General features: G+C 41.4%; 20 protein-coding genes. 1 reads left to right on the top strand and 19 read right to left on the bottom strand.

Annotated features, from left to right (window positions below; genetic code table 11):
• Positions 1–18 precede the first annotated feature (18 nt).
• The 18 genes from pcrB to GNP95_RS19795 all read right to left on the bottom strand — a co-directional run bounded on the left by pcrB (position 19) and on the right by GNP95_RS19795 (position 21439).
• Positions 19–717, bottom strand: a complete 699-nt coding sequence (gene pcrB, locus GNP95_RS19880) for a heptaprenylglyceryl phosphate synthase (RefSeq protein ID WP_196427256.1) — start codon at positions 715–717, stop codon at positions 19–21.
• Between the two features lie 163 nt (positions 718–880).
• Positions 881–1738 (bottom strand): phosphatidylinositol-specific phospholipase C/glycerophosphodiester phosphodiesterase family protein, encoded by an 858-nt coding sequence (locus tag GNP95_RS19875; RefSeq protein WP_155612586.1) that lies wholly within the window; start codon positions 1736–1738, stop codon positions 881–883.
• 35 nt (positions 1739–1773) lie between these two features.
• Positions 1774–3180 carry an undecaprenyl-phosphate glucose phosphotransferase gene (locus GNP95_RS19870; protein WP_155612585.1) on the bottom strand — a complete coding sequence of 469 codons (1407 nt, stop codon included), beginning with the start codon at positions 3178–3180 and terminating at the stop codon, positions 1774–1776.
• Positions 3177–4121, bottom strand: coding sequence for a glycosyltransferase family 2 protein (locus GNP95_RS19865; RefSeq protein WP_155612584.1), 945 nt, complete (start codon positions 4119–4121; stop codon positions 3177–3179). The genes GNP95_RS19870 and GNP95_RS19865 overlap by 4 nt, the downstream gene beginning before the upstream one ends.
• Before the next feature lie 142 nt (positions 4122–4263).
• Entirely contained in the window at positions 4264–7191 is a 2928-nt protein-coding gene (locus tag GNP95_RS19860; protein ID WP_155612583.1) for an S-layer homology domain-containing protein, read from the bottom strand.
• A 212-nt stretch (positions 7192–7403) separates the two neighbouring features.
• Positions 7404–8384, bottom strand: a complete 981-nt coding sequence (locus GNP95_RS19855; RefSeq protein WP_230873921.1) for a glycosyltransferase family 2 protein — start codon at positions 8382–8384, stop codon at positions 7404–7406.
• A 68-nt stretch (positions 8385–8452) separates the two neighbouring features.
• Positions 8453–9319: a dTDP-4-dehydrorhamnose reductase gene (gene rfbD / locus GNP95_RS19850; RefSeq protein WP_155612582.1), complete on the bottom strand. Its 867-nt coding sequence runs from the start codon at positions 9317–9319 to the stop codon at positions 8453–8455.
• Complete coding sequence (gene rfbB / locus GNP95_RS19845; protein ID WP_155612581.1) at positions 9316–10338, bottom strand: dTDP-glucose 4,6-dehydratase; 1023 nt, start codon at positions 10336–10338, stop codon at positions 9316–9318. Before rfbB ends, rfbD begins: the two co-directional genes overlap by 4 nt.
• A gap of 11 nt (positions 10339–10349) precedes the next feature.
• Positions 10350–10898 (bottom strand): dTDP-4-dehydrorhamnose 3,5-epimerase, encoded by a 549-nt coding sequence (gene rfbC / locus GNP95_RS19840; protein ID WP_330163528.1) that lies wholly within the window; start codon positions 10896–10898, stop codon positions 10350–10352.
• A gap of 39 nt (positions 10899–10937) precedes the next feature.
• Positions 10938–11366: a GtrA family protein gene (locus GNP95_RS19835; RefSeq protein WP_155612580.1), complete on the bottom strand. Its 429-nt coding sequence runs from the start codon at positions 11364–11366 to the stop codon at positions 10938–10940.
• 58 nt (positions 11367–11424) lie between these two features.
• A complete protein-coding gene (locus tag GNP95_RS19830; RefSeq protein ID WP_155612579.1) occupies positions 11425–12165 on the bottom strand; it encodes a sugar phosphate nucleotidyltransferase in 741 nt (246 codons plus the stop codon).
• A 28-nt stretch (positions 12166–12193) separates the two neighbouring features.
• A complete protein-coding gene (locus GNP95_RS26790) occupies positions 12194–12565 on the bottom strand; it encodes a DUF2304 domain-containing protein (RefSeq protein WP_155612578.1) in 372 nt (123 codons plus the stop codon).
• Positions 12566–12567: 2 nt separating this feature from the next.
• Positions 12568–13296: a glycosyltransferase family 2 protein gene (locus GNP95_RS19820; RefSeq protein WP_155612577.1), complete on the bottom strand. Its 729-nt coding sequence runs from the start codon at positions 13294–13296 to the stop codon at positions 12568–12570.
• Between the two features lie 36 nt (positions 13297–13332).
• Positions 13333–14445: a glycosyltransferase family protein gene (locus tag GNP95_RS19815; protein ID WP_155612576.1), complete on the bottom strand. Its 1113-nt coding sequence runs from the start codon at positions 14443–14445 to the stop codon at positions 13333–13335.
• Positions 14438–15487: a glycosyltransferase gene (locus GNP95_RS19810; RefSeq protein ID WP_155612575.1), complete on the bottom strand. Its 1050-nt coding sequence runs from the start codon at positions 15485–15487 to the stop codon at positions 14438–14440. Before GNP95_RS19810 ends, GNP95_RS19815 begins: the two co-directional genes overlap by 8 nt.
• Complete coding sequence (locus GNP95_RS19805) at positions 15474–18014, bottom strand: methyltransferase domain-containing protein (protein WP_155612574.1); 2541 nt, start codon at positions 18012–18014, stop codon at positions 15474–15476. The genes GNP95_RS19810 and GNP95_RS19805 overlap by 14 nt, the downstream gene beginning before the upstream one ends.
• Positions 18011–19285, bottom strand: coding sequence for an ABC transporter ATP-binding protein (locus GNP95_RS25835; protein WP_196427255.1), 1275 nt, complete (start codon positions 19283–19285; stop codon positions 18011–18013). The genes GNP95_RS19805 and GNP95_RS25835 overlap by 4 nt, the downstream gene beginning before the upstream one ends.
• Before the next feature lie 15 nt (positions 19286–19300).
• Positions 19301–21439 (bottom strand): ABC transporter permease, encoded by a 2139-nt coding sequence (locus GNP95_RS19795; RefSeq protein WP_155612573.1) that lies wholly within the window; start codon positions 21437–21439, stop codon positions 19301–19303.
• Positions 21440–21549: 110 nt separating this feature from the next.
• Between GNP95_RS19795 and GNP95_RS19790 the strand changes: the two genes are divergently transcribed.
• On the top strand, positions 21550–24006 hold the full coding sequence (locus GNP95_RS19790; RefSeq protein WP_155612572.1) for an O-antigen ligase family protein: 2457 nt from the start codon (positions 21550–21552) through the stop codon (positions 24004–24006).
• A gap of 23 nt (positions 24007–24029) precedes the next feature.
• Here GNP95_RS19790 and galU read toward each other — a convergent pair whose 3' ends face one another.
• On the bottom strand, positions 24030–24923 hold the full coding sequence (gene galU / locus GNP95_RS19785) for a UTP--glucose-1-phosphate uridylyltransferase GalU (protein ID WP_155612571.1): 894 nt from the start codon (positions 24921–24923) through the stop codon (positions 24030–24032).
• Between the last annotated feature and the right edge of the window lie 267 nt (positions 24924–25190).

Below are 25190 nucleotides of genomic sequence, written 5' to 3'. Positions count from 1 at the left end.
GCAGATATAGACAGCTGCCTACACTCGTCTTGGCTTAACCGCAGCCACCGTTAACAGCGCCTGCTCCAGATCGCTGTACAGCGCATTGCCAACCACGATCGTATCGCAGGCCCCAGCGGCCAGCCGCGCCGTGCCGGCATCCTTGATCCCACCGCCATAGAACAGCTGCGAACCGCTCAATGAGCGATGGACGGCGGAGACCAGATCCAGATTGCCGAACATGCCGCTATATTCCACATAAACAATCGGCAGATGCAGCAGTTTGTCGGCGATTTCCGCATATGCCGCCGCCTCGGATTCCGTCAGGGCTGCATTCGCCTCGGAGACGGCTGCCGCGGTGCAATCCGGGTTCAAAATGATATAGCCCTCAGGAATCAACTGCTCCCAAGGGATCAAATAGCTATATTTATGGGCGGCTCGCGCATGATGACCGATCAGCCAATCGGGGTGCTTCGTATTCAGCACCATCGGAATCATGTATAAATCAAAGCCGGGAACGACCGCTTCCAGGCTGGATACCTCCAGCACGCAAGGAACCTCGAACTGTCGGACACGCGATAGAAGCTCTACCGTATTATCATAGGTAACGCCGCTTGAGCCTCCGATCATGACGGCGTCGGTACCGGACAGGCAGATCGCCTCCAGGGCCGCATCATCCAAATTGCGGTCGGGGTCTATTTTGAACACATGTCGCCAGGTCGATATCGTTTGCTTCAATCCCATTCCTCCCACATCGGCACGAAAAACGGGGCCTGCCACACGCCCCGCCACCTTAAATTCCCATTATTCATGATGCCTGTTCCATCGCAATATAGTCGTTTCATTCCTAGTCTAAGTGACGAAGGATACCGTGTCAATGTTCGCATGAAAGGGGAACAGATCATGAGGCAGAATCCGCTTGGTCCCCAGCCAGAAAATCGCTGTAGAAGCCATAGACGCCCATTTTTTTATAGTCGGACACCAGCTTCATATCATTGATTGTATGGACATAAGTCGGTATTCCAGCCCGCTTCAAGGATTTAACCAACTGCTCGTTAACACGCCCCTCAGACACGGTCACTGCGGCGATTCCGTTGCTCCTAGCAAAATTGACCACCTGCCGGTCACTGTCCTGCGATTGATAGAGCGTATAGATCACGGAATCAAAAGGATAATATTGCTTGATCTGCCCCAGCATCGGCTGGTTGTAGATTTGCGGCACGATGCGCTCCAACAAGTTCGGATCCTTGCGCTTCGTACTGTCAACGATTTTGGCAAAAATACTGTCGATTTCCTCAGGCTTAATCTGCTTCGTATCTGTCACAATATAGATATCCGGATATTCGGCCAGCAGTTCTACGATATCGTCCCAAAATAACGGCTCGTATCTTCCGTCGACTTTGGCCTGTTTGAATTCCTCTGCCGACCAAACAGCCCCGGACCGCTCCTCGCTGATCCCGTCCTGCTGACGGAGCATGTTCGTGAAAAATTGTCCCCATTCATGACGAGCAATCAACTGATCATCCTTGCTCAGCAGCAGGTCCACTTCAAACACCCGGGTACCCTTCTCGTAGTTGGCTATAAAAGCGTCTCGTGTATTCGTGTAGGTCATGTCTTCAATGCCGCCCATGGCATGGGCGATGATGCGGTGAGCTTTGAAGCCGGTGAATGATGGCTCTGCCGGCCGCTGCCATATCGCAAGCAGCACGATTCCTAGCGCACAGACGACCAGCAGACTATATAACAGCTTGTTTCTCATCGTCTAACAACATCCTTTGGTTCACGAAGTTTGGTCTAGTAAGCATTTTTGTTCACGAAGCCGTGAATGATCGTCCGCAGAATGATTTTGATATCCAGCAGCATCGACCAATTTTCGATATAGAAAATATCATGCTGAATCCGCTCTTCTATCGATGTGTCCCCGCGCAGCCCATGCGTTTGCGCCCAACCGGTAATGCCCGGGCGGACATGGTGCTTCACCATGTATTTCGGCACTTCCTCCCGGAACTGCTCCACAAAGTAAGGCCGCTCCGGACGGGGTCCTACGACGCTCATATGCCCCGCAAGCACGTTGAAGAACTGCGGCAGCTCGTCGATACTCGTCTTGCGGATAAATGCCCCGAACTTCGTCCGCCGCGGATCGTTCTCCGTCGTCCAGCCCGTGTCAACGGCCCCTTCGGGCAGCACGTTCATCGAACGGAACTTATACATTTGGAAGGTCCGGCGATTCAGCCCGACTCGTTCTTGTTTGAAAATAACCGGGCCCGGCGAAGTTAGCTTGATTCCGATCACGACGAAGAGCATCACGGGCAAGGTTATAATAATAGCCGCTATGGAAAATACGATGTCAAAGGCCCGCTTCACTAGACGGTTCCCCGCCATATCAAGCGGGATGTCGCGCACGTTGATCATCGGCATGCCCGCGAAATTGTCGAAATACGGCCTTGCCGGCAAATAGTCAAAAAAGTCGGGGATAATCAGCGCCCGTACGCCGGCCTTCTCGCAAGCGGCTATGATTCTCGCGTATTTGGAATGCGCGTCCAGCGGCAGAGCCAGCACCACTTCATCAACGAGCTTGCTTTCCAGAATTTCTACGAGTTGATCGACTGTTCCGAGAATTGGGCTGTATTTGCCCTTTTCATTGGGATGCCACTGCTGATAGTCGTCAAGAAATCCGATGATTTCGTAACCGAGCTCCGGATACAACTTCAAGTTGTCATGGAATTTGCGGCCGAGCGAGCCCGCTCCGATAATGAGCACGAACTGCTTGTTATAGCCCTTGCGGCGGAGCTGTTTTAGCGATCTTTTTAGAAAATAACGGTATAGCATAATAAACAGCAGATTAAAGCCCATATAAATTGCCAGATAGTACCTTGAAATGTCGACCTGCTTCACGAAGAACATCAAGCTGAGCAGGATAACGAGGCTTGTGAAATGCACTTGAATGATCTTCAGCACTTCATCGGCGAACCGTTTCTTGCGTTTGGGCGAATAAAAGGAAATTAGGATGCCCACCAGGATGGTTACGGCGCCGTAAACCAGGCTCCAGAATGCATAAATCTCCATAGGCAGCGGCTGCTCGTAAGGAATAATGCCGCTCTCGAACTTCACCCACCAAGCCAATAGAAAAGCGAGCTGGACGAACATGAAATCAGCCAAAATATACAGCTGGGTCAGAAAACGCTGATTTTTCCGGATCATCGTCTCACCTCCATGTTACTGTCGGTTCCTTGGGTCATCTGAGTTGAGGCTGACGCAGGCAGCGGCCGAGTTGCCGGCTTGCCCGGCTTCAATTTGTTGCTGGCTAAGGACAGCATGAATTTTACTGCGATCCCCAAGTAAATGATGGCATTGGTCAGCCACGAATAATGGCGCTTATAATGCTTGCGGTGGAATACCCACATCGCCCGGTGGAATTCATAGATGATTTTAAAAGGCTTGCGGCGGCTGCTCGCTCCTTTATAGTGAACAATGTATGTAGCTGGCTCATACTGAATGCCCCAGCCCGCTTCCTTGATCCGGTAGCACCAGTCGACATCCTCGCCATACATAAAAAAGGTCTCGTCCAGGCCGCCGATTTGCTGAATGACCTCTCGCCGCACGAGCATGAAGGCCCCCATCAGGCAGTCGACCGGATAAGCCTCGTCCGGATCGAGATAACCTAACTGGTATTGATTGAAGCGCGGCGTATTGGGAAACAGTCTGGAGAAGCCAAACGCATAATAGAACGAGGCCGATGGCGTAGGGAACCCCCGGCGGCAGGCTTTGTCCAGCGAGCCGTCGGGAAGAATGATTTTGCAGCCTGCTGCGCCAAGATCAGACCGCTCATCCATGAGGGATATCATCGTTTGCAGCGTCTCCGGCTGAATGATCGTGTCCGAATTAAGCAGCAGCACATAGCGGCCGTTAGCGATCTCCATCGCCTGATTGTTCGCTTTGGCGAAGCCGGTATTCTCCTCATTGGCGATAAGAATCACCTGCGGGAACTCGCGTGAAATCGCCTCTACGGAATCGTCCGAAGAAGCGTTATCGACTACAAAAACTTCATATTGATAAGCCGTCCTGGAGTCGAACACCGATTGCAGGCAATCGAGCGTTAGGCGGCAGGTATTGTAACTAACGATGATGATGCTTAAGTCCATTATAAAACGCGCCCCTGACAAAAATAGTAATCTATCGACATTATAACATATAGATAGAGTTACTTTATATTAAACGGAAAAAGAAGCGGCCTTTTCATAGGTTTGCACCGTTGAAAGCCGCTTCTTCTAATTTATTGACTAATTACAGATTTGCTAGAGCATCGAGGAGAGACTGCAGGGCCGCAATTTTGACCATTTCGTCGACGCCGTTGCCCAGCGCATCTTCAACAGCTTGAATTTCGCCCGCAAGTTCCGGTCTGCCCAAAGCTTCTGCGGAATCTTTTGCTTCATTTAGCAAAACATCCAACGTCGGCACAGCAACAGAAATCCATCCGGTAATCGCAAGGCTTCCTCTGGTTAACTCGACCTCGACATTGTACCTTGCTGTTTCGCCGGAATTGTTGTATTGAGCGAAGAGAAGCTCGCTTTCATCCAAGCTCTTCACCAAGTAGACATCATCCGTTACGGAGACCGGGGACACATTCAGGATTTTGAGTTGCGTGTCTGCTAATAAAGCTTCCCCTGGAACAGTCAATGACAATGCCGAATCCAACTGTACATCATAAGTAACTGTTGTTACTGAAGCCAGCTTATTCTTTTCCTGCTGCAGAAGCGCGTATTCTGCGCTTGGCTCGGATACAGAACCGCTAGGGGCGGTATCTACAAGCAGGTTTTTGTCGATGAACTCAATGTTGGTGCCTTCGATTTTCATATCGAAAACATGCCAGTAGAGCTCAGTACCTTCTCCCGTAGGGATATGGTAAGTTGCCAGCGGATTGCCGGTTGCATCGTAAACTTCTACCTTCGCGGTAGATTTGCGCAAGGTTTCCTTGCCATCGTAACCGTTTCGGGAATAGTTGTGCACGTAGAATGTGTAAATCCCATCGACTCTTTTGCGAATAGTTGTTGTCTCTGGACCATAGGAATCGACATCATCATGATCCAGATCCGCATACAATTCGCCGTTAAAGCGATGTTCTTTGTCTCCATACCATGTGTGGAAATTGCCACCGGCCGGTGTAGGGCCAATGAGGTGGGAATCCTCATCCCGAGGCTTCTCGCCCCATGTCAGTACAATGCGAAGCTCCCCAGATTCCGGCACTTTAATTGCCGTAGCATCCTCATTCTGGTTGAACGTATCGCTAACCGATACTCCAACAACATATCCTTTAATAAACCCAGCTTTGTTCAACTCACCTGTATAAACGCCAGCAGGAAGGTTGACCAAATACCGTCCGTTCTGATCGGTAACTACTGTAGCAGCTACAGCGCCGTTTGTATTGGCAAGACCTCTGCGGAATTTGATCGTCATGTCTGCCACCGGCTGGTCGTCTACATCAACAATTGTACCGGCGAAGCCTTCAAGACGCACGCTTCCGCTTAATGTCCCGCTAAATTTAGTTACTCCTTCTTGAGGAGTTACCTCTACAACCAATTGCTTGCCATAATGCTCTTCCAACGATAAAGGATCAAAGGATAGCTCGTTAGCCAAGCTATCGAAAGCAACATTCTCCAAGCTGACAGCATCCCCCGCAACCGTCGCAGCGACATTCAAATCCGCAAGCTCCAGGCCAGAGACTGTACTAATGAACTTCAAGCTTACTTTACCGTTCGTTACGATAAGATGATTGCGCTCAGGCTGAGTCGAACCGCCGCCGTTATTGCCGCTGTTACTTGAACCTGATCCACTTGAATTCCCTGTGCTGCCTGAGGATAACTGTCCGCCAATGTTAGCGGAGCTATTGTTATTGTAGCTTATGATTCCCGGACGCTGTGCCAGGGTTGAACCGGGAGCATTGATTGTAGCATGCCCGATCGAGCCTCGTCCGCCCACATTCGTCGCTGCGTTCAGGATCAGCGAGGAAATGAGCGCCGAAGCACCGATTTGGATATTGTTGCCCGCCGCTTGATCGCCAATGGACAGCTCACCGATGGAGCCCGAGGTCAAGTTGATATTTAGCGAAGTCGCCACCACGTCAACTGTCTCGAATTGACCTGCGAGAGATACTTCTGCTCCCGCCGGAATTTGCTCCGAGAGGATCAGATCCTGGAATCCCGATCCGCTCAGTCCCGCTTCTTCGAGAATAGCGCCCGATTGCAGGGTAACCTGTGACACTACGCTGTTGCCTTCGGCAACAATACGGACGCTTCCGTCTTTTTTATTGACAATAACCGTAATCAGCACGGAATCTACGACATGAATACTATTCTTGCCGCCGCCCTCGACGGTCACGGAACCTTTGACGGTAACATTGTTCAGGGTAACGTCCCCTTCTCCAATGCCTTCGCCCAGCAGCAAATCGCCTTCAATGATCAAATTGTTCAAAGTTACATCCGCGGTGGTAATATGTACTGAACCTTTAACGGTTTCGGTTCCAGCGCTTGGCCCATAGCTTCCCGCTTTATCGTAGGTTACGATAGTTTGAGCGGCGGATTGCTTCAACGCACGATCCAGCACGCTTACAACCTCGGCACGGGTTGCCGGTGCAAGAGGATTGAATTTTCCGTCATTCCCCTTCATAAGTCCGCTGTTCGCTACAGCGCCGATCGCCCCTTTGCTCCAAGCCGGGCTATTCGCCGTATCTTTGAAGGAGTTGGTGGCATCGGAAGGTTTAAGCCCAAGCAATGACGTTAAAATAACCGCCAGCTCTTGTCGGCTAACCTTAGCATCTGGCTTGAAGGTTCCGTCCTCATAACCTTTCATGTAACCTTTGGCCGCTGCCTTGGCTACATCCTTGTAGTACCAAGCCTCTGCCTTAACATCGCTGTAAGAGACCGTCTTGGACTCTTCCAGCTGAAATGAACGGTTGATCAATGCCGCCAGCTGAGCCCGGGTTACTTTCCCGTCCGGCTGCAGGTTGCCCTGCTCATCTCCCTTTATGTATCCTTTGTCCTGCCATTCTTTCAGGACTGCTCCTGCCCAATGCTGCTGAAGGCTGTTCGCCTTGGCTGCTGACTCGGCGCTTGCCTGTGCTGGTGCAGCAAACGATCCCACTGCGGATGAAACCAGCAATGAAAGTCCGAGAACCAGGCTCAGGAATTTGTTGCTTTTTCTTCTAAGCTGTTTCAAATCTTTCTTCCTCCCCTGTGATTAGATAAACAAAACTACGCCTAACGTTATGGGCGTTTATCTTATTATACATACTAAAGGCTTAGTTGAATATAAAATTTTAATATTATAATAGGACTAAGAGATCATAAAGGTAATGTTTTTTCATCTTAACAATATCTACCAAGGCTAAAAGAACCCATCCTAAGATGAGTTCAGATGAGGTTTAGAGTTTAGAGCTTGCCGAGAAATATAAGAACCTTCAAAACCAGGTTATCCGTGGAACTTTGGCGATAAAAGGGCTGACGTAACGCGAAAAATAGACGCTCGAGGACTCTTTTTCGGGGCACGTCCGCCAATTGTCTAATTATATTTATCTGCTCAGGAGGCAACTTACTTTGAAAAGTCTCAAGAAATACTCTGGCCTGATTGCTGATAATATAATGATTCTTACCATTTGAAAATCTTTTGAGTCGATTAAGCCATTTCATTAGCCAGTGATCAGTCCCGCCTCCAAGGGCGTTATTTGCATGCTGACGGTATAAAATATGGGGATTCTCATCAAATACGACTTTTCCACTTGAAGACACGCAAATGTAAGCCCACCAATCATGCATGATTACATCGGTAATATTATTCGGCATATTGGCTGCAAGCAAACTCACGGCCTCTCTATTAAGAACTGTCGTACATCCGACTGCGATGTTCTCTACTAAAGCATTATAAATACCAATTGGCTGGCGGGGAGGCCTGGGCCAAACAGCCAACTTTCGCAAATCACTTTGTACCATTTGAGTTGTTGAACAATACATTAACGGGATAGTATCACGATTCTTATCGTTCTGAAGAGTTTTAACGGCAGATATTAACTTTTCCCCCATCCACACATCGTCCTGATCACAGAAAGCTACAAAGTCAAAATCAGTAGGTTGCTTTGCTATATTCTCTAATAAGTCAAAAAAGCTTGCTTTTGCTCCTTTATTCTCACCAACATACAATTGAATAACCTGAGGATACTTCCTTACAAAATCATCTATAATGCTTACCGTGGAATCTCTTGAACCATCATCTCTAATAAGTATGTTTAAATCAACATTCTGCTGTGCTAGTAAGCTCTCTAATTGTTCCTTAAGAAATTGTTCGCCATTATAAGTAGACAACAAAACTTGGATTTTAGGAATCACACCACAGTTCCTCCACATTTTTATATCCATTATAAACAAAAACTCCTATTCCATGTGTATAGAACAGGAGCCTTTTAGCACGCTTGTGACTCTGTTGACTATTTTAAGGACAATTCTTGCAAAAAGGATTGCAGACCTTCACGCCAAGGTCGGATTTCTTGAAATCCGTTTACTCGTATGGAAATATGCTCCATGGCTGAATTTTTAGGACGCGGAGCTGGCCTTGGAAATTCAGCCGTTGTACATGGCTCTAATTGTGCTTCTATTTTGATTCCCAAAATTTTAGCCGCTTCGTCAATAATCGCTTGTGTGAACTCATACCAAGTACATGACCCGCTGTTGGATGCATGGTATACTCCATAATTCTCTGTTTCAATAAGCTGTCCTATAAACCGAGCTAAATCCACTGTGTAAGTAGGAGAGCCTTTTTGATCGTTTACCACTTTCAACAAGGGCTTCTCCTGAGCTAATCGAAGCATAGTTTTAACAAAGTTATTACCATGCACACCGTATAGCCATGAAGTCCTCACAATGAAATATTTAGACGATAAGGATTGGGTTAATACTTCACCTGCACGCTTAGACTTGCCATAAATGCTTTGTGGATTAGTATTGTCATATTCATGGTACGGCTGCTGCCCATTACCGTCGAACACATAATCTGTACTGATGTATACCAGTTTTGCTTGTATCTGTTCTGCAGCCAGCACCAAATTGCGGGTACCTGCCGCATTAACCAAGTATGCGCCCTCAACATCTGATTCAGCTGCATCTACTGCTGTATACGCCGCGCAATGAATAATAGCATCTGGATGAAATGTGTTCACTACAGAATAACACTGATCCAAATTTGTTATGTCCAGCTGCTGACGATCACATCCTAAGATTTCATGGCCCGTATTTTGAAGCACTGTGACAACATCTTTCCCCAGTTGCCCCCCTGCTCCGGTTACCAGTACCTTCATGCCTTCTCACCGAGGCGTTCGCCATATTGCTTAGCGTAATACTCCTGATATGCCCCTGACTGAATACGAGTCCACCACTCTTTATTCTGTAAGTACCACGCAATCGTCTCTTTAATTCCTGTCTCAAAGTTATGTTTCGGCTTCCAACCAAGCTCGCTCATAATCTTAGTAGGGTCAATACCATAGCGGCGATCATGTCCTGGACGGTCTTTAACGAATGTCATGAGTGACTCCGGCTTACCCAATTGCTCTAAAATAGTCTTAACAATTTGTATATTGGTTCGCTCATTATGACCACCAACATTGTAAACCTCGCCATTTTTCCCCTTATGAATCACAAGGTCAATAGCGCTGCAGTGATCTTCAACGTATAACCAGTCCCGAACATTCAATCCGTCGCCATAAATCGGGAGCGATTCATCCGCCAAGGCTTTGGAGATCATCAGCGGAATAAGCTTTTCCGGAAATTGATAAGGTCCGTAGTTGTTAGAGCAACGTGTTATATTAACAGGAAGGCCAAATGTCTCATGATAAGCACGAACAAGCAAGTCCCCCCCTGCTTTACTTGAAGAGTAAGGACTGTTAGGTTCAAGCGGTGTCTTCTCCGTGAAAAATCCCGTATCTCCAAGGGTACCGTACACTTCATCTGTAGAGACTTGAACAAACTTTGAAATCTCATACTTACGGGCGGCATCCAACAACACTTGGGTCCCCAGCACATTCGTCTTTACGAAAATGTCCGGTTCAAGAATACTTCGATCCACGTGTGATTCGGCTGCAAAATTCACAATAACGTCAATACCTTGACTTACGAGCTCATCCATGGTCTTGGCATCCGTAATATCAGCTTTAATAAATGTATGGTTCGGGTTGCTCTCCACCGATTTCAGATTTTCCAAATTACCCGCATAAGTCAGCGAGTCCACGTTTACAATCTTGTATTCTGGATGCTGCTGAAGCATATATAGTACAAAGTTGCTACCGATAAATCCGGCACCGCCTGTAACAAGCAATTTCATAAAGAGACCTCCTAGTCAAAGTTCATTTCTGCATCCGCAAATGTCGGGTGATTCCGATCTTTATCGGATAGTAATGGTTCGCTAACCGGCCAGTCAATGTTCAGAGCCGGATCATTCCATAGTATGCCGCGGTCATGTTCCGGGGAATAATATTCATCCACTTTGTATAGAACCTGTGTATTCGGCACCAAGGTACAGAACCCATGAGCAAAACCTTTAGGAACAAGGAGTTGACGCTTATTGTACTCGCTAAGAATAACCCCGATCCACTGGCCATAGGTTGGGGAACTTCGGCGAATATCAAGAATGACATCGTAGATAGCTCCAGAAAGTACACGAATAAGCTTGGTTTGGGCTTTGGGATTAAGCTGGTAGTGCAAGCCACGTAATACACCGTGTTCTGCTGAGAGGGATTGATTGTCTTGGATGAAATTGTAATTCACTCCAAGCTGCTTCATAATCTGTTCATTATAACTTTCCATAAAAAAACCCCGGTGATCGCCATGTACCACCGGTTCAAGTAAAGCTGCTCCTCTTAGTTTTAACGGAGTTAATAACACGCTTATTCCTCCTAACTAAAGATGTTTTATCTGAAACACCTATAGACTATTCACTTTAATCGAGTTAAAAACCCAATATTTTGATAAAGTAAAATTAAAAATTGGTACGATTACTACTGCAATAAATTGGGCAAATAAATATGATTTGTTTGCTATATCAACAACAATATACATAATAACCATATTTATTATAAGGCCCAATAGACAAGTTATAAAATATTTGAGAAAACTCCCTTTTTGCATACTTGCGCTCTTAAAAGTCCAAAAAGAATTTAAAATATAAGATGTTATTAATGAAAATAAAAAGCCAATAACTGTTGAAATTAATGGTCTAATACTAAATAACTCCACGCATATAGTCAATACAGAAGTATGGATTATTGTACCAATAACGCCAACTATACCGTATTGGATAAAGTTAATAATTATTGGGTATTTCTTAATTATATTAATAAGTTTTTTTTTCATTATAAGTCCTTACTATATAGAAATAACTGACAGCCCTTTTTCCCATTAAGTGCATTATTCAGTCTTGCCTTCCAAATCCCTCGTCAAATTCCAAATCCTTTGCTAGTTCATTGGCTCTCCTTAAGGATGAATGAGTCCCTGCATCCGACCACCAACCCTGCAAAATGTCAAAAGTAAGTTCGCCACGTTCGATGTACTTATTATTCACGTCTGTAATCTCTAGTTCACCGCGTTCGGATGGCTTAAGCGTCTTGATAATACTAAATACATTATAATCAAACATGTAAATACCGGTCACTGCATATTTACTTTTGGGCTTATCCGGTTTTTCTTCTATTGATATAATTCTGTCTCCCTCTAGTTCCGCTACCCCAAATCGTTGAGGGTCTGGCACTTCCTGGAGCAATATCTTTGCTCCCTGTCCTTGTTGGCGAAATTTGTCTATGTATGGCCTAATATTATCTGCAAATACATTGTCTCCTAATATAACGACCATTTGATCCTCACCAACAAACTGCTCCGCCAACTCGAGCGCCTGAGCAATTCCACCTGCTTCATCTTGAACTTTATACGTAAAGGTCACGCCAATGTCCCGGCCACTTCCAAGAAGGTTGACGACATCCCCCATATGATCTCTTCCGGTAACAATAAGAATATCGTCCAACCCAGCCTGCTTTAACTTATATATTGCATGAAAAATCATGGGATACTTCCCAACAGGCAGAAGATGTTTATTGGTTACCTTAGTTAATGGGTACAAGCGCGAGCCTGTGCCTCCTGCAAGGATAATGGCTTTCATTTGAGCACCCCTTCTAGTGTCCTATCATTCAGTCACTTTTTGTGTCTAATGTTTTCTTTAGACTCTCCAATTCTTCTTTAACTAAGCCTAACTCTTGCGATAAATCTTTGATATTATTAGATGCCTTCGATAGAGCAGATGTCAAACTGTAAATGATAATTAATATAAATACGATACCCACTAAAAAAAGCGCATTTACCGGTTCTTTAATATATAGCAGCATTGAAATAAAATTTAAAATACTAGGAAAAACCGCGAGTATTAGAGATGCAATTATTGTAAACATCCATATCAGTGCATATTTTAACTCTAATTTATATATTTGAACCCTTCTAATAAAAAGAAAAATAAAGAAAATACATAAACAAACTAATATAACTTGTAACTTAAACGATATCATGTCTAGGCTCCCTGTTTTAAGGAATCTTTTCTTAACCAGTCGATAATAATGGCTAAGGATACTTTAAACATATAATAGATTGATCTGTGTATATTTATGGATGATACCCCTTCTTTTCTTTCACGCATAATCACCGGGACTTCTTTGACCCTGAATCCTCCTCTTAAACAACTCATTATAGATTCAGGTTCGGGATAATCTTTCGGATAAATTTCCGCAAACTTATTAATTAATTCCCAACTGCAGGCACGGAAACCCGATGTTGCATCGGTTACTTTTTTTCGCCCTAATAACAGGATCAGACTCGTAAAGAAACGAATTCCCATTCTTCTTAGGACAGTAGACTGAAAACCTTTATACTCAATATATCTTGAGCCTATCACTAAATCCGCTTCATTAAGAATGATAGGTTCAATAAGTACCTTTATATAGGATGGATCATGTTGTCCATCCCCATCGATTTGAACAGCAATATCATAATTATTGCTTTTAGCATACTTATACCCAGTCTGTACCGCACCGCCAATACCTAAATTACATGGTAAATCAATAACCTTTACACCTTCTTCTCTACAATGAAGAGAAGTGGAGTCGCTTGAACAATCATTTATTACTAACAGATCAATTTCGATTCCTCCTTCATTTTTTTTATAATCTGTTATTTCATTAATCAAGCTAGTAATGTTTCTTTCTTCATTATATGCAGGTACAATAATAAGTACTTTTTTCATTTTCTCACCTTACTCATATAAAGGTATTTTATTTATTTATAATTCTTCTATTTTTGTAATAACACATTTAAGCCTCTCTGCCCAAGTGTTGTTTTTCAAAAATTCTCTTCTAGTTTCAATGTCAATGTCTTCTTTATCATGGTTTTGCCACATGGTTTCTGTAACATATGAAAGTAATTCTTCTTTCGTTGAATATAGCTTAACAAACGGAGCGAATTTTTTAGTTTCTTGGTAATATATTGAAAATACAGGTTTTGAAAACGATATATACTCGTACATCTTGACTGGATCAACCGTCAGAACCAAATCTGTCAGTTGAAAGGGCATTATAAATGCATCAGCGTTAATCAAATAATTTGGGAGCTCTTCATGCGATACTGGCCCTATATAGTTAAGCCTAGGATGCTTAACAATTTTTGTATCAATAGGTCCTATTAATTGAATACTAATTTCAGCTTGTGATTCAAGTAAGTAAACCAGGCTGTCAAAATCTATCCAATCACCTATGGTTCCAGAATAAACTATATTATAGCTTTTAGAGGACATGTTTCTCTTAAAATGCTCAAAATTATAATCTAGCCATTTTTCTGTAATTCCATTTTGGATAACTTCAATATTAACGTTATTAAAGTAGGTAGAATATCTTTTTAGCATCCTATCCTTTAATGTTCTTGATGATGCAAATACTAGTATAGATGCCTTGATCAATTCTTCTTCATATGACTGGTGTTTTTTTAACTTACTTTTGTTTCTATTAAATGACAAATAATCATCCATACAATCATATATAACTGTTCTACCAGAAAGCCAATGATTTGGTATAAAGTGAAGCATCACAGGCGATGTTATCCAAATTATATCGTATCTATCTAACATTCCTTTCGATAATTTACTATTTGATAATCGTTCAAGCCATTTTAAAGCCTTCGATTTGCCGGATAAAGGTATTTTGTTGATGGAAAAATAGTTTTTTCTTAATCGATCTTTTTGTTTATTTGCAGAAGTTAATGAATGCTTCCCAAAGCTCTTGACACAATAAAGATCAACATCATACACCTCTGATAAACCTTCAAAAATGAAATGAGGTCGTTGTTTTGCCCAGTTCCAATCGACATGCATAAAATATGCAATTCTAAGCTTCTTAAACACTAACAACACCTTCTATTAAAGATATCCAATCCTTTAAGAATTGTTTATCTGAAAAGTTATATTGTAATTTTTTCAACTGGTGCTTATATTCAGAATAGTTTTGCTGAATACTGTGAAGTTTCTGTGAGGCTTCTTTAATGTTCCCGAGACGATATAAAAAACGGGAGTCATTATTAACTAATTCTTCATGAGCAGTAATAGATGAAAGCAAAGTAGGTATGTTGTTATAAATTGCTTCTGCACAAGATAAACCAAAGGTTTCCGATTTAGAAGAGGAAATAAATATCCCCTTGTGTAAAACAATCATTTGAAAAATTTTATTAACATATTCAAAGTCTATTGGAGGTAAATATACTACACGATTTACCACGTCATATTTAATTAATAATTCCTGCAAACTTATTTCATGTTCAATAATTGGACCTGCTAATATAAGAATAAAATCATCACCAAAAGTCTCTAAATAGTCTGCTAATATCTGCAAAATCTCTTCTATATTTTTCAATTTATCTAAGCGTCCTAAATACAGCAGTGGGGTTTTACCGTAAATTAAGTTATTCAATTTTAGACTAGGAGTCGATTCTACTGTAAAGTTAGATAATTTATAGATTTTATCTTTTAAATATCCCGGCAACTCCTTTTTAAGCTCCTCGGCAAAAAAATTAGATGGAACTATAATCCCACCTAAATTATAAGGGAGTCTACGAATATACGAGCGATTATCCTTATATGACGTATGGCACTCTAAAAAAACTTTGCTGTAATTATTTGTATAATCAAAGATTTCTGGTGTGTCCACAGAAAGTATAACATCATATTTATCCGCTTCAAGTTGGCTAACAAGTTCAATATGATCTTCTAAATTATTACTTTCTATATAATTTTGAAATCTGGTAATTCCTCCACTATCATATAGAAAGTGTACATCATATTTAACGTTCAACCCAGCATTTTTAAAAGCATGTGCTCTATTTAAAAATACCCGTTCTACTCCACCCATTGTTGCCCACTTATAAACATTTAAAATCCTAATTTGATTCATGATTATATATCTCCATGTAACAATTTGTTGGATTACCTAGTAATTCTTCAAATCGATTTTCCCAAGTGGTTTTCTTCAAGAAAATGTCTATCTGCTTATCCAGTTCCTTACTTCTCTCTTGTTCATACACATTCTTAATTAATTGTTCAATAGAATCGGTATTTTGTTCATAAAGGAATACATTAGGATAACTATGAAGGTGAGGAATTCCGGTAACTATTACTTTAAGCCCAAAGTAAATATATTCATAAACTTTAATTGGATCAACTGCAACTGATAAACTGGATTCCTTAAAAGGTATTAATCCTATATCCCAATTTTTTACGTAATTATGGAGCTCTCCAGGATTAACTGTCCCTATATATTTAAAATTCGGATTTTTTTTCATTCGAGCAATAGTTTCTTCCTTAGCACCATATCCGATTATTTCAACTATATAGTTTTCTTGCAGAAGAATTTTTTCAATGAGCTCCCAATCAAACCACGACTCTGTAAGATGTCCAAAATAGCCTAATACAACCTTGCCATCCTCCCTTAAATTACTTAATGAAATATCTCGGTTTTCTTCACCCAATAGACTAGTATAATAACCATTACCTACGCAGATAATATCTTCCCTCAAATACTTAAACTTATTTACGAGTGCTTGCGATACTGCAAATACTCGTTCGGCATTTAAGATAAAGAATTCCTCAAACTCCTTTTGAAACCAGTCTGCTTGACCAACCTTGTGAAATTCCTCCCAGTCATCCATGATATCGTAAACTACTTCAAAACCCTTCGTTTTTAAATCGATTATGATTTGACCCCAATTCTTAGAAGGTATGTTCAGTACAGCCTTTTTATAGGGCATTCCGCTGAAGTGATCCAGCAACTTGATATTGTCAAAAAAATCATATAATGCTATTTGATAAACATTAGGGTAAACTTCTTGGAAGTTGTGTGCAACGTTATCTTCTTTAGACCATTGCCATACTACAAAGAAAACTGCTTTGTTGTTGGTTGATAGATATTTTGCTAAATTAATTGTGCGTTGGTTATACAACTCCTTGAATTCAAAGGCTGACGGTATAATAGTAAGACCATCTATTTCATGCGAATTGTACTTTGTAAGAATTTCCTCAAATAATGAATTAACTGATCCATTAACTTTTTTTTCTTTTGTATTTTTCATTTTAAACAAAGCTCTTTTAACTAGAGACTTAAAACCATATCTCCTCCATATACGCAACGCTTTAAATACGTCCCTAACCAATGGAGTCCGGTCTCTAAATGCGTAGTATTTAGCCCCGAACGCCCATAGAGTCGATGACTTTATAGCTTGAAGCTCAATGTCCGCTCTATATTTTTCTGACAGTAACCACTCTATTTGATTTTTTTGTTGTTTTATTTCTCTAGTCACTGATATTTCATCTTCATCCCTTAAGGAAAGTGCCAACTTAAAGTCGTTAAGTAGTTCACTTATTTTACCCTGCTCTTCTTTTAATTTCGTTATGTCTTTATCTGCAATTTCAATAACTAAATTTAGTTGTTGTATCTCTTGCTCAAGAGTTTTCTTTTCGCTTATTAATTCTGTTACTTGCACTTTAGCTTTCTCATTATTTTTAGTTAGCTCAGTAATTTCCTTATATAGTTCCTTTGTTTCCTCAATCAACTGTTTTTTTTCTTTAATGAGCTCAACTTTTTCTTTATAAGCTTCTTCTTTTTCTTTATTAAGCTGTTCTACTAACTTTGCTTGCAATAATAATGTTTCCTGCTGACTAGTACTAATTGATACCTGTTCATTATGACGTTCTTCAAGCTTCATCGCCTGATCCCTAATATTGTCAAGTTCTTGTTTTATAGTATTGTAGTTACTAGATAAAGAATTAATGTAATCTTTTAAAGTCAATTTATGAGCAGGCAATATATCCTTGTGAGCATAAATGAGCAGAATTTGCTTCCCAGCCCAGTAAATGTTAGGGTTTCTACCGCAATCATGCTCCTCAGCGAACACTATTGAGAATTTATCCACATTAATATCAAAATCATGATAGTCAAACGTATAAAAATGTTCTTTAAACCGTTCGTACTCCTGAAATGGTATTAGTATAGCTACATATTTATTTGAAATACGAAATAAATGCTTTAAAATTTCAAAGGGTTCCTTAAAATGTTCCAATGTATTAGAAGAAAATACTATGTCAAATTTCAAGTCAATGTCTTGAATGCTTTGTTGAAGGTATAATTGGTCTGGATAATACATTCTGGCTTTACGAATTGCTGTCTCTGAAAAATCAATACCTGTAAAAGTGCTTTTAGGGTAACGTGAAGCTAAAAAATGTGTACAGTCCCCTTCAGCACAGCCAATATCTGCTACTGATGCCCCTTCTATTAGTAAAGTATTAAACCAATCAGGAAACATAGATTCGGCTAATTGACAAAAGTATAACGTTTGTTGTCTGCCGGAGTTTTCCTCCCAGTCCGTATTAAATCTATGTTCCCAATACTGTTCACTATTTATCATTTTTTTATTCTCTGTAGTCACTTAAACCCCTCCTTTTTGCTTAAGCGATATGGTGGGTGTACAATACCGAATAGTTGGGTTTGAATAAGAGATTTAAAATAACAAGCCCCTTCAACAAAGTCATAATATTCGGGTTGAGCTGTTGATCGATCTTCAAGAGCTGCAACAACAATAAAATCTCCTTCAGTTAAGTAATTAACAAATTCAAATATTAACTCAATTTTTTCAGGATCATTACTGCTGAAGTTTACTTTATTCTCGTCATGAGTGGTGAATACAATTAAATCAAGCCCCATAGTGTTTTTTATAGAAATAGCCACACTAAAACATTCTAAATTAGCATCTTTAGGTAACTTAAAGTTAACTTTAATCCGTACTGTCTCTCCGTATTGAATAGTGTTTATTTGTTTGCCTAGTTCATTTATTAAAAGAACGTTAGTTATTAATCCCACTTGGCTTCCCCAACGATTAATAGGCTCCATGTTATTCTCAATATATTCGTTTACCTGATCAACCTCTGAACTGTTAACCGTTTGAAGTGCACCTGTTTGATCAGAATTCATAAATTCCATATATTCCGCAGTCACATTCAGGGTGTCTCCAAACTTCAATAGTTTACCATTATGGAGCCACATCGTTTTATCACAAAATTTTCTTATGCTTGAAATATCGTGTCCCACAAATAAAATAGTTGTTCCCCGCTCCTTTAACTCCTCAAACTTACGGAAACATTTAGCTTGGAACTTCATATCCCCAACTGCTAACGCCTCATCCACAATCAATATATCCGAACCCACATTTATCGCCACAGCAAATGCTAACCTTGCAAACATTCCACTTGAATATGTTTTAACAGGCTGATGTATGAAATCCCCAATATCTGCAAAATCAAGAATCTCGTTTAAACGTTCGTCTATTTGATTTTTGGTTTTCCCAAGTATAGTGCCATTTAAGTAGATATTTTCTATCCCGGTATATTCCACATTAAATCCAGCACCAAGCTCTAGGATAGCTGCTACTGATCCATTTATATTAACTGAACCTTCAGTATGGCTGAGAACCCCTGATAGTATCTTTAATAATGTTGATTTTCCGGATCCATTTCTGCCAATAATACCAATTGTCAGCCCTTTATTAATAGAAAATGAAATACTATCCAGTGCACGAAAGTTGGCATGATACGTTTTTTTGCCTAGACCTATCGATTCCTTAAGCCTATCAACTGGCCGTTCGTAAATTTTATATGTCTTTGATAAGTTTGTAACCCTAATTATGCTCTGATCCATACTCATAAAAGCCTCCTACTCTTACAATACATCAGAAAAATGCGGACTAAGCTTTTTAAATAACTTTGCCCCAACGAACAACATTAGGATTGTTAAAACCCAAAAATATATTGTTAAGTAAGGATGCTCCCAAAACCATACCTGATTAATAAAGGAATCCCTATATCCCTCTACAATATAATAAATAGGATTAAGCTTAAACAACCAATGTAAATTATTTGGTACTAGGCTGAACGTCCAGAAAATTGGAGTAAGCCAAAAGCCGAATTGAAGGACTACAGTGACAATTTGACTAATATCTTTAAGAAAAACATTTAACGAGGCAACGATCCAGGACAAACCTGTTAAAAATAAAGTTACCGCGAACGAATAATAAATAATCTGGAATTGATAAATGCTGATTGGCTGACCATAGGAAAAATAAACTGTAAAAAGTATTACTATGAAAACTGAATGTACTATCATAGATGTCACTATTTTTACAATTGGCAAAAAAAAGACGTTAAATACAACTTTCTTTACTAGATAGCTATTTTGTTCAATTGAACTAACCGCTGATGCTAAGCTGTCCGAGAAATAAAACCAAGGGATTATACCCGCCAGCAACCATAAAATAAATGGAAAATTCTCAATAGGCGTTGATCTAAAGCCAACCTGAAACACAAACCAATATATAATCACCAAAAGTGTTGGTTGAATAAAAGCCCAAAAGACCCCCAAATATGACCCTAAGTATCGAGATTTAAAGTCTTTCTTCGCCAACTCAAAAATGATATTTCTTTGTTTAATTATTTCTTTACTAAATTGAATTAAATGGCTACTTTTTAATAATTCAATAGTACTTTTAGGCTTCTGAGTATTATTTTCGTTATTCACCTCAGATGCTTCGTCAGATACCTTAGAAGAAAAGCGTGGTAGAAGTTTATTGATTACTGCATTTATAGCGTAACTAAATAATATGATTAAAAATGGATATATAAAAAAACCATACCGATCATTCGGTAGAAACAGATTACAAAAACCAACATAAACTAGAAGTGAGCTAAAAATAATTCTTACTTTTTTATTTTTTGAAATGATTGATATCCCCACTCCAATAAACAGGATGGAAAAATGATAAATTTTTACCAATGGGGTTAAATAACCATAGTTGGTTATATAATTGTACCAACCGGATGGGTGATTAAATAAGTACATTGTTTTGCCGAATAAAAACCAGTTTATCCAAAGTATTGGATTAGATCTAAATCCCTCTTTTATTCGTAAAATAGCATATTCCGACTCACTCATACCTGAATTTTGCAAATTTTGTAACATCAAATTATAATCTTCTAGAAAAAATGGATTAGATCCAGCAAATAGCGGATTAGATTGTGTTGAAAATAATACGAATTCGTTTAGCTGAATAGCATTTCTTATAATCCAAGGTAGTATTATCAACAGCGGTCCTATTAACCATAACAATGCAATTTTAAAACTTTCTTTTACTCCGAATTTTTTTATTACAAGATATATCGGTATTAATATCAATGGTGCCTGATTAGGCCTAATCATTAATGAGATAGAAAAAATAATACCGAATATAATATGAAAGAATTTTTTGTTGGTTTTTAAGCACATTACAAATAAATATACAGACAGATAGAAAAAAAACATGGATGGTGTCTCTGTTAACAAGGTTCTAAAATAATGCATTATCGGAAAATAGAAGGTATGTACAACTGCAGCAATAAGCCCTATTCTCCTAGAAAATGTTTCTTTGCAAATCAAATAAACTATATATATTGTACCGACACTTAATAGTAAATTAAAAATCTTAGCCATTAATGAATGGTCTATGTGAACCAAATCAGCTAACGCGAAGGTGCAAGCCAAGTAAATTGGCAAACCTGGTGTAACGTAAGCATTAGGTTGTTCTGAATTATACCCTAATATACCCTCATACAGAAGTTGTTCAGCCGCTTTAGCATAAAAGGTGGCGTCGTATGAGCCGTACTGTACAATACCTGGGCCAAATCTATTTACCAATTCTTCCGAATATAGATGGGGAAAATAAAAGTTATCCCCAGGGTTTTTCACTAAAAATAGTACATGAATTAAAAAGGCTACCATTATTACTAAAGTAATAGGGTTTCTTAATATTGATTTAACAGTACCCAAGTTCAAAAACTCCTTCTAGATTTAAAATTTTGATAATCTACCGCACTGGTCTCCAAAATTCTTGTATGCTAAAATAATTGACGTATCTACAAGCAAAGGAGATTGTAACCTTGTCGAATCCAGTATACGGGAAAAAGGCCTCAGCGTCGAGAAATGGAGAGAAATTATCGGTTGCTGCATGGCTGTTAAAGATTGGCATTGCTTTTCTAATGATTTGGGCGCCCTTTCAGGCCGGCTTATTCAACGGCCTCATTCTACAATTTGAGAAGCCCATCTACTGGTCTGTCATTATCGGCAGCTTCCTGCTGCTGATCTGGCTTGCCGCTTACTACAAAAATATTAAACTGGACGATCAGCGCAGTTGGACAGCCGCTTTTGTGCTGCTTGTGCCTATCACGTACCTGCTCTCGCTCCTATCAGCGGCTTCCCACTATTTTGCAATGAACATGGTACTTATCCAGTGCCTGTACGCCATCCTATTTATTATAGGCCTATATTTGCTGCAAAATAAACAAGGCAACCGCTTTGTCGAAATAACGACAATTACTGCTGCTTACATCATCGTTATGTTCGGTTTGCTGAATTGGCTTGGCCAAGGCAGAACCGTGTCAGCGCTCGTCGGGTGGTTTTCGAGCACGGTATATAATGGAGAATATAACCAGGCTGTCTGGATTGACGCTAACGGTCCACGGCTGGCATCGGTGTTCCAATATCCGAACACATATGCCGCCTTCCTGATGGCTTTCTTCTTTGTTGCGGTGTTCGCCATTACGCGTTCCCGGAAATGGTATGAGCAAGCGATCCATGGCTTCATGCTCGTACCGATGGCGCTTTCCATCCTGCTGACTCTATCACGCGGTGGTTTAGTTTTCCTTCCGGTCGTATTTATCGTACTTCTGCTATTCTTAAAACCGGCAAAGCAGGTTCTTTGGATTCTGTACTGTTTGATTTCCGGTATCGGCACACTGCTAATTGCTAAACCTGTAACTGAGTTAGGACAGCAATTTCACCAAGGTCTCATCCAGGATCCAGCCAAAGGCTGGGGTTACGTGTTGGCCGCATCCGTTATCGTTGCAGCTCTTGCCTGGCTGACCCAGCGTTTCCTGGCTCCTAAGCTGGAACAGCGCCTGAGCGGCTTGTCTGTGCGCAAGCTGTCTAACCTATGGCTGCCGATCGGCTCCATCGTAGCGGTTGTCATTATTGCAGCAGTTTTCCTTGGAACAAATGCCAAGCATCTATTGCCAGGCAATATCGGCGAGCGCCTCGAGAACATCAACTTCCAGCAGCACAGTGTGCTCGAGCGTCTAACCTTCTATAAAGATGCCCTTAAAGTCATGAAGGACTATCCTGTCATCGGTGCGGGCGGTGGTGCATGGGCTGCTCTATATGAAAAATACCAGAACAACCCTTATCTCAGCCGGCAGGCACACAGCTTTGTTATGCAGTATTTAGTGGAAGTCGGGATTCTGGGCTTTGCGGTATTTATGGCTTTCATTCTGTTTATTTTCTACAAATATATTAAAGGTTATATCCGTTCATCAGAAGAACAGCGCGAATCTCATTTCATTTACTTCATCCTCGTATTCTCGTTGTTCATTCACAGCTTGATGGACTTCAATATGAGCTACATTTATATCGGTATTATCGTATTCCTGGGATTGGCCGGCATGGCGGCAGCGATGGATAATGAGCCCGTGAAGCGCCTAGCCTTGAAACCATCCGCAGCTCGCGGGTTGTATAGCGCAGTGGCGGTCATTGCTTCACTCGTACTCATCTTTACCTCGATTCGCTACATTCAAGCCAATGATGAAGTAACTAGAGGACGAGAACTCATGGGCACAAGCTCCGACTTCCAGGAGATCCAAGCACCGCTGGATCGTGCGCTTCAGAAACGTGCCCACCAGCCTGATGCTGTACTAAATATGTCCGTGCTTCTGAAAGCAGGATATGAACAGACACAGAATGAGACCTTCTATACGGCAAGCTATGATTTACTAACGAATGCTTTGAAAAAGGAACCATTTAATAAAAACATCTATAACCAGCTTATCGCCCTGCACCAGCTAAAAGGAGAAGACGAGCAGGCGTATGCTATATATAGAGACAACGCAGACAAGTATGCCTGGGACATGAATTGGTATGATCAACTGATCTATCAATCCTATGAGCTCGGTTATCAGGCACTTGGCCAGGCCAATATCGCCGAAAAAGAGCAGTACTTCAAAACCGGGCTAAATGCTTACCAGCATGTGGTTGAGGGAGTCGAGCATTTAAAAACCCTCCCTCCGGGACAATTCCAAGGCGGAGAGTTCTACATCACACCGCAGATGACGTTAAGTGCCGGTAAAATGCAGTTTATGATGAATGAACCGGAGCAGGCAGCTGCTGTTCTGAAAAATGGCCTGACGGGAGACTTACATGATTCAACCATGCAAGAAATCGCTGTCTGGTATTTGGCTGCATTGCAGAAAACCGGAGCGAATGACCAAGCGGTCTACGACCAATTGATTCAAATTAACCCATCTGAGCAGGAAACCATTACTCAGCTCGCAAAGCTTCAATTCTAGGCATAAGAAAAACGGCTTCTCGTTTAACGAGAGGCCGTTTTTGTTCGTTGGTTTCGGTCGATGATCTGCGCCATGTACTCCAGCAGTTGATCTCTCAACTCTTCGCTCTGCAAGGCATAGTGTATCGTCGTTTCAATGAATCCTAGCTTCTCGCCCACATCATGGCGGATTCCCTCAAAATTATAAGCAATGATTTGCTCATATTCTTTAAGTCTGGATATCGCATCCGTTAATTGAATTTCGCCGCCTACGCCGACACGCTGCTCCTCCAGTATGCCAAAGATGGCAGGGGTTAAAATATATCTCCCCATAATAGCCAAATTGGACGGAGACTTTTCCATTTCCGGCTTCTCTACAAGCTGATTAGCTACGTAAACACGATCTCCGATTTCCGTGCCATCCACGATGCCGTAACGCGACACTTCGCTCCACGGCACCGGCTGAACGCCTACGATAGATGATTTCTGCTCATTATATACTTCAATCATTTGTCTTAGGCAAGGCTTCTCTGATTCGACGATATCATCCCCGAGCAGCACGGCGAACGGTTCGTCTCCAATGAACTTTCTCGCGCACCAGATCGCATGCCCCAGACCCTTCGGCTCCTTCTGCCGAATATAATGGATGTCCGCCATCTCGGAGGATTTACGAACCTCTTCAAGCAGTTTCCACTTGCCTTTCTCATGTAGATTATACTCAAGTTCGAATGAGTGATCGAAATGATCTTCGATCGCACGCTTGCCTTTCCCCGTTACGATGATGATATCCTCAATTCCTGAGGCTACTGCCTCCTCAACGATATATTGTATCGTCGGTTTATCCACAATCGGAAGCATTTCCTTAGGCATCGCCTTGGTCGCCGGCAAGAACCGCGTTCCTAATCCTGCCGCAGGTATAATGGCTTTACGGATTTTCATATTTCTTTGTCCCTTTCTAATAAAAGACCTGAAATAATATATGCCTATTATACACAAAAAGGGGGCATGTACACGACCAAATTGCAGCAGTTGGTGCTTCCCAGGTTCCTTATGGATACACTGAATCAACTTCCAAACGGGTAAATATGCTGCTTCACAGCAACGGAAGGCAGCCATATATATGGGCTCAAGCTTATAGGACTGCGATAAAATGAAAAGGCATTATCATGAGCATGTTCCATAAAGGAACGCCTGCCGAAATGCCCT

Origin of the sequence: Paenibacillus woosongensis (assembly GCF_009725165.1) — a bacterium.
Lineage (GTDB): Bacteria > Bacillota > Bacilli > Paenibacillales > Paenibacillaceae > Fontibacillus > Fontibacillus woosongensis.
Note: the sequence above shows the minus strand (reverse complement) of the source record. Positions and strands in the feature narration are given on the sequence as shown.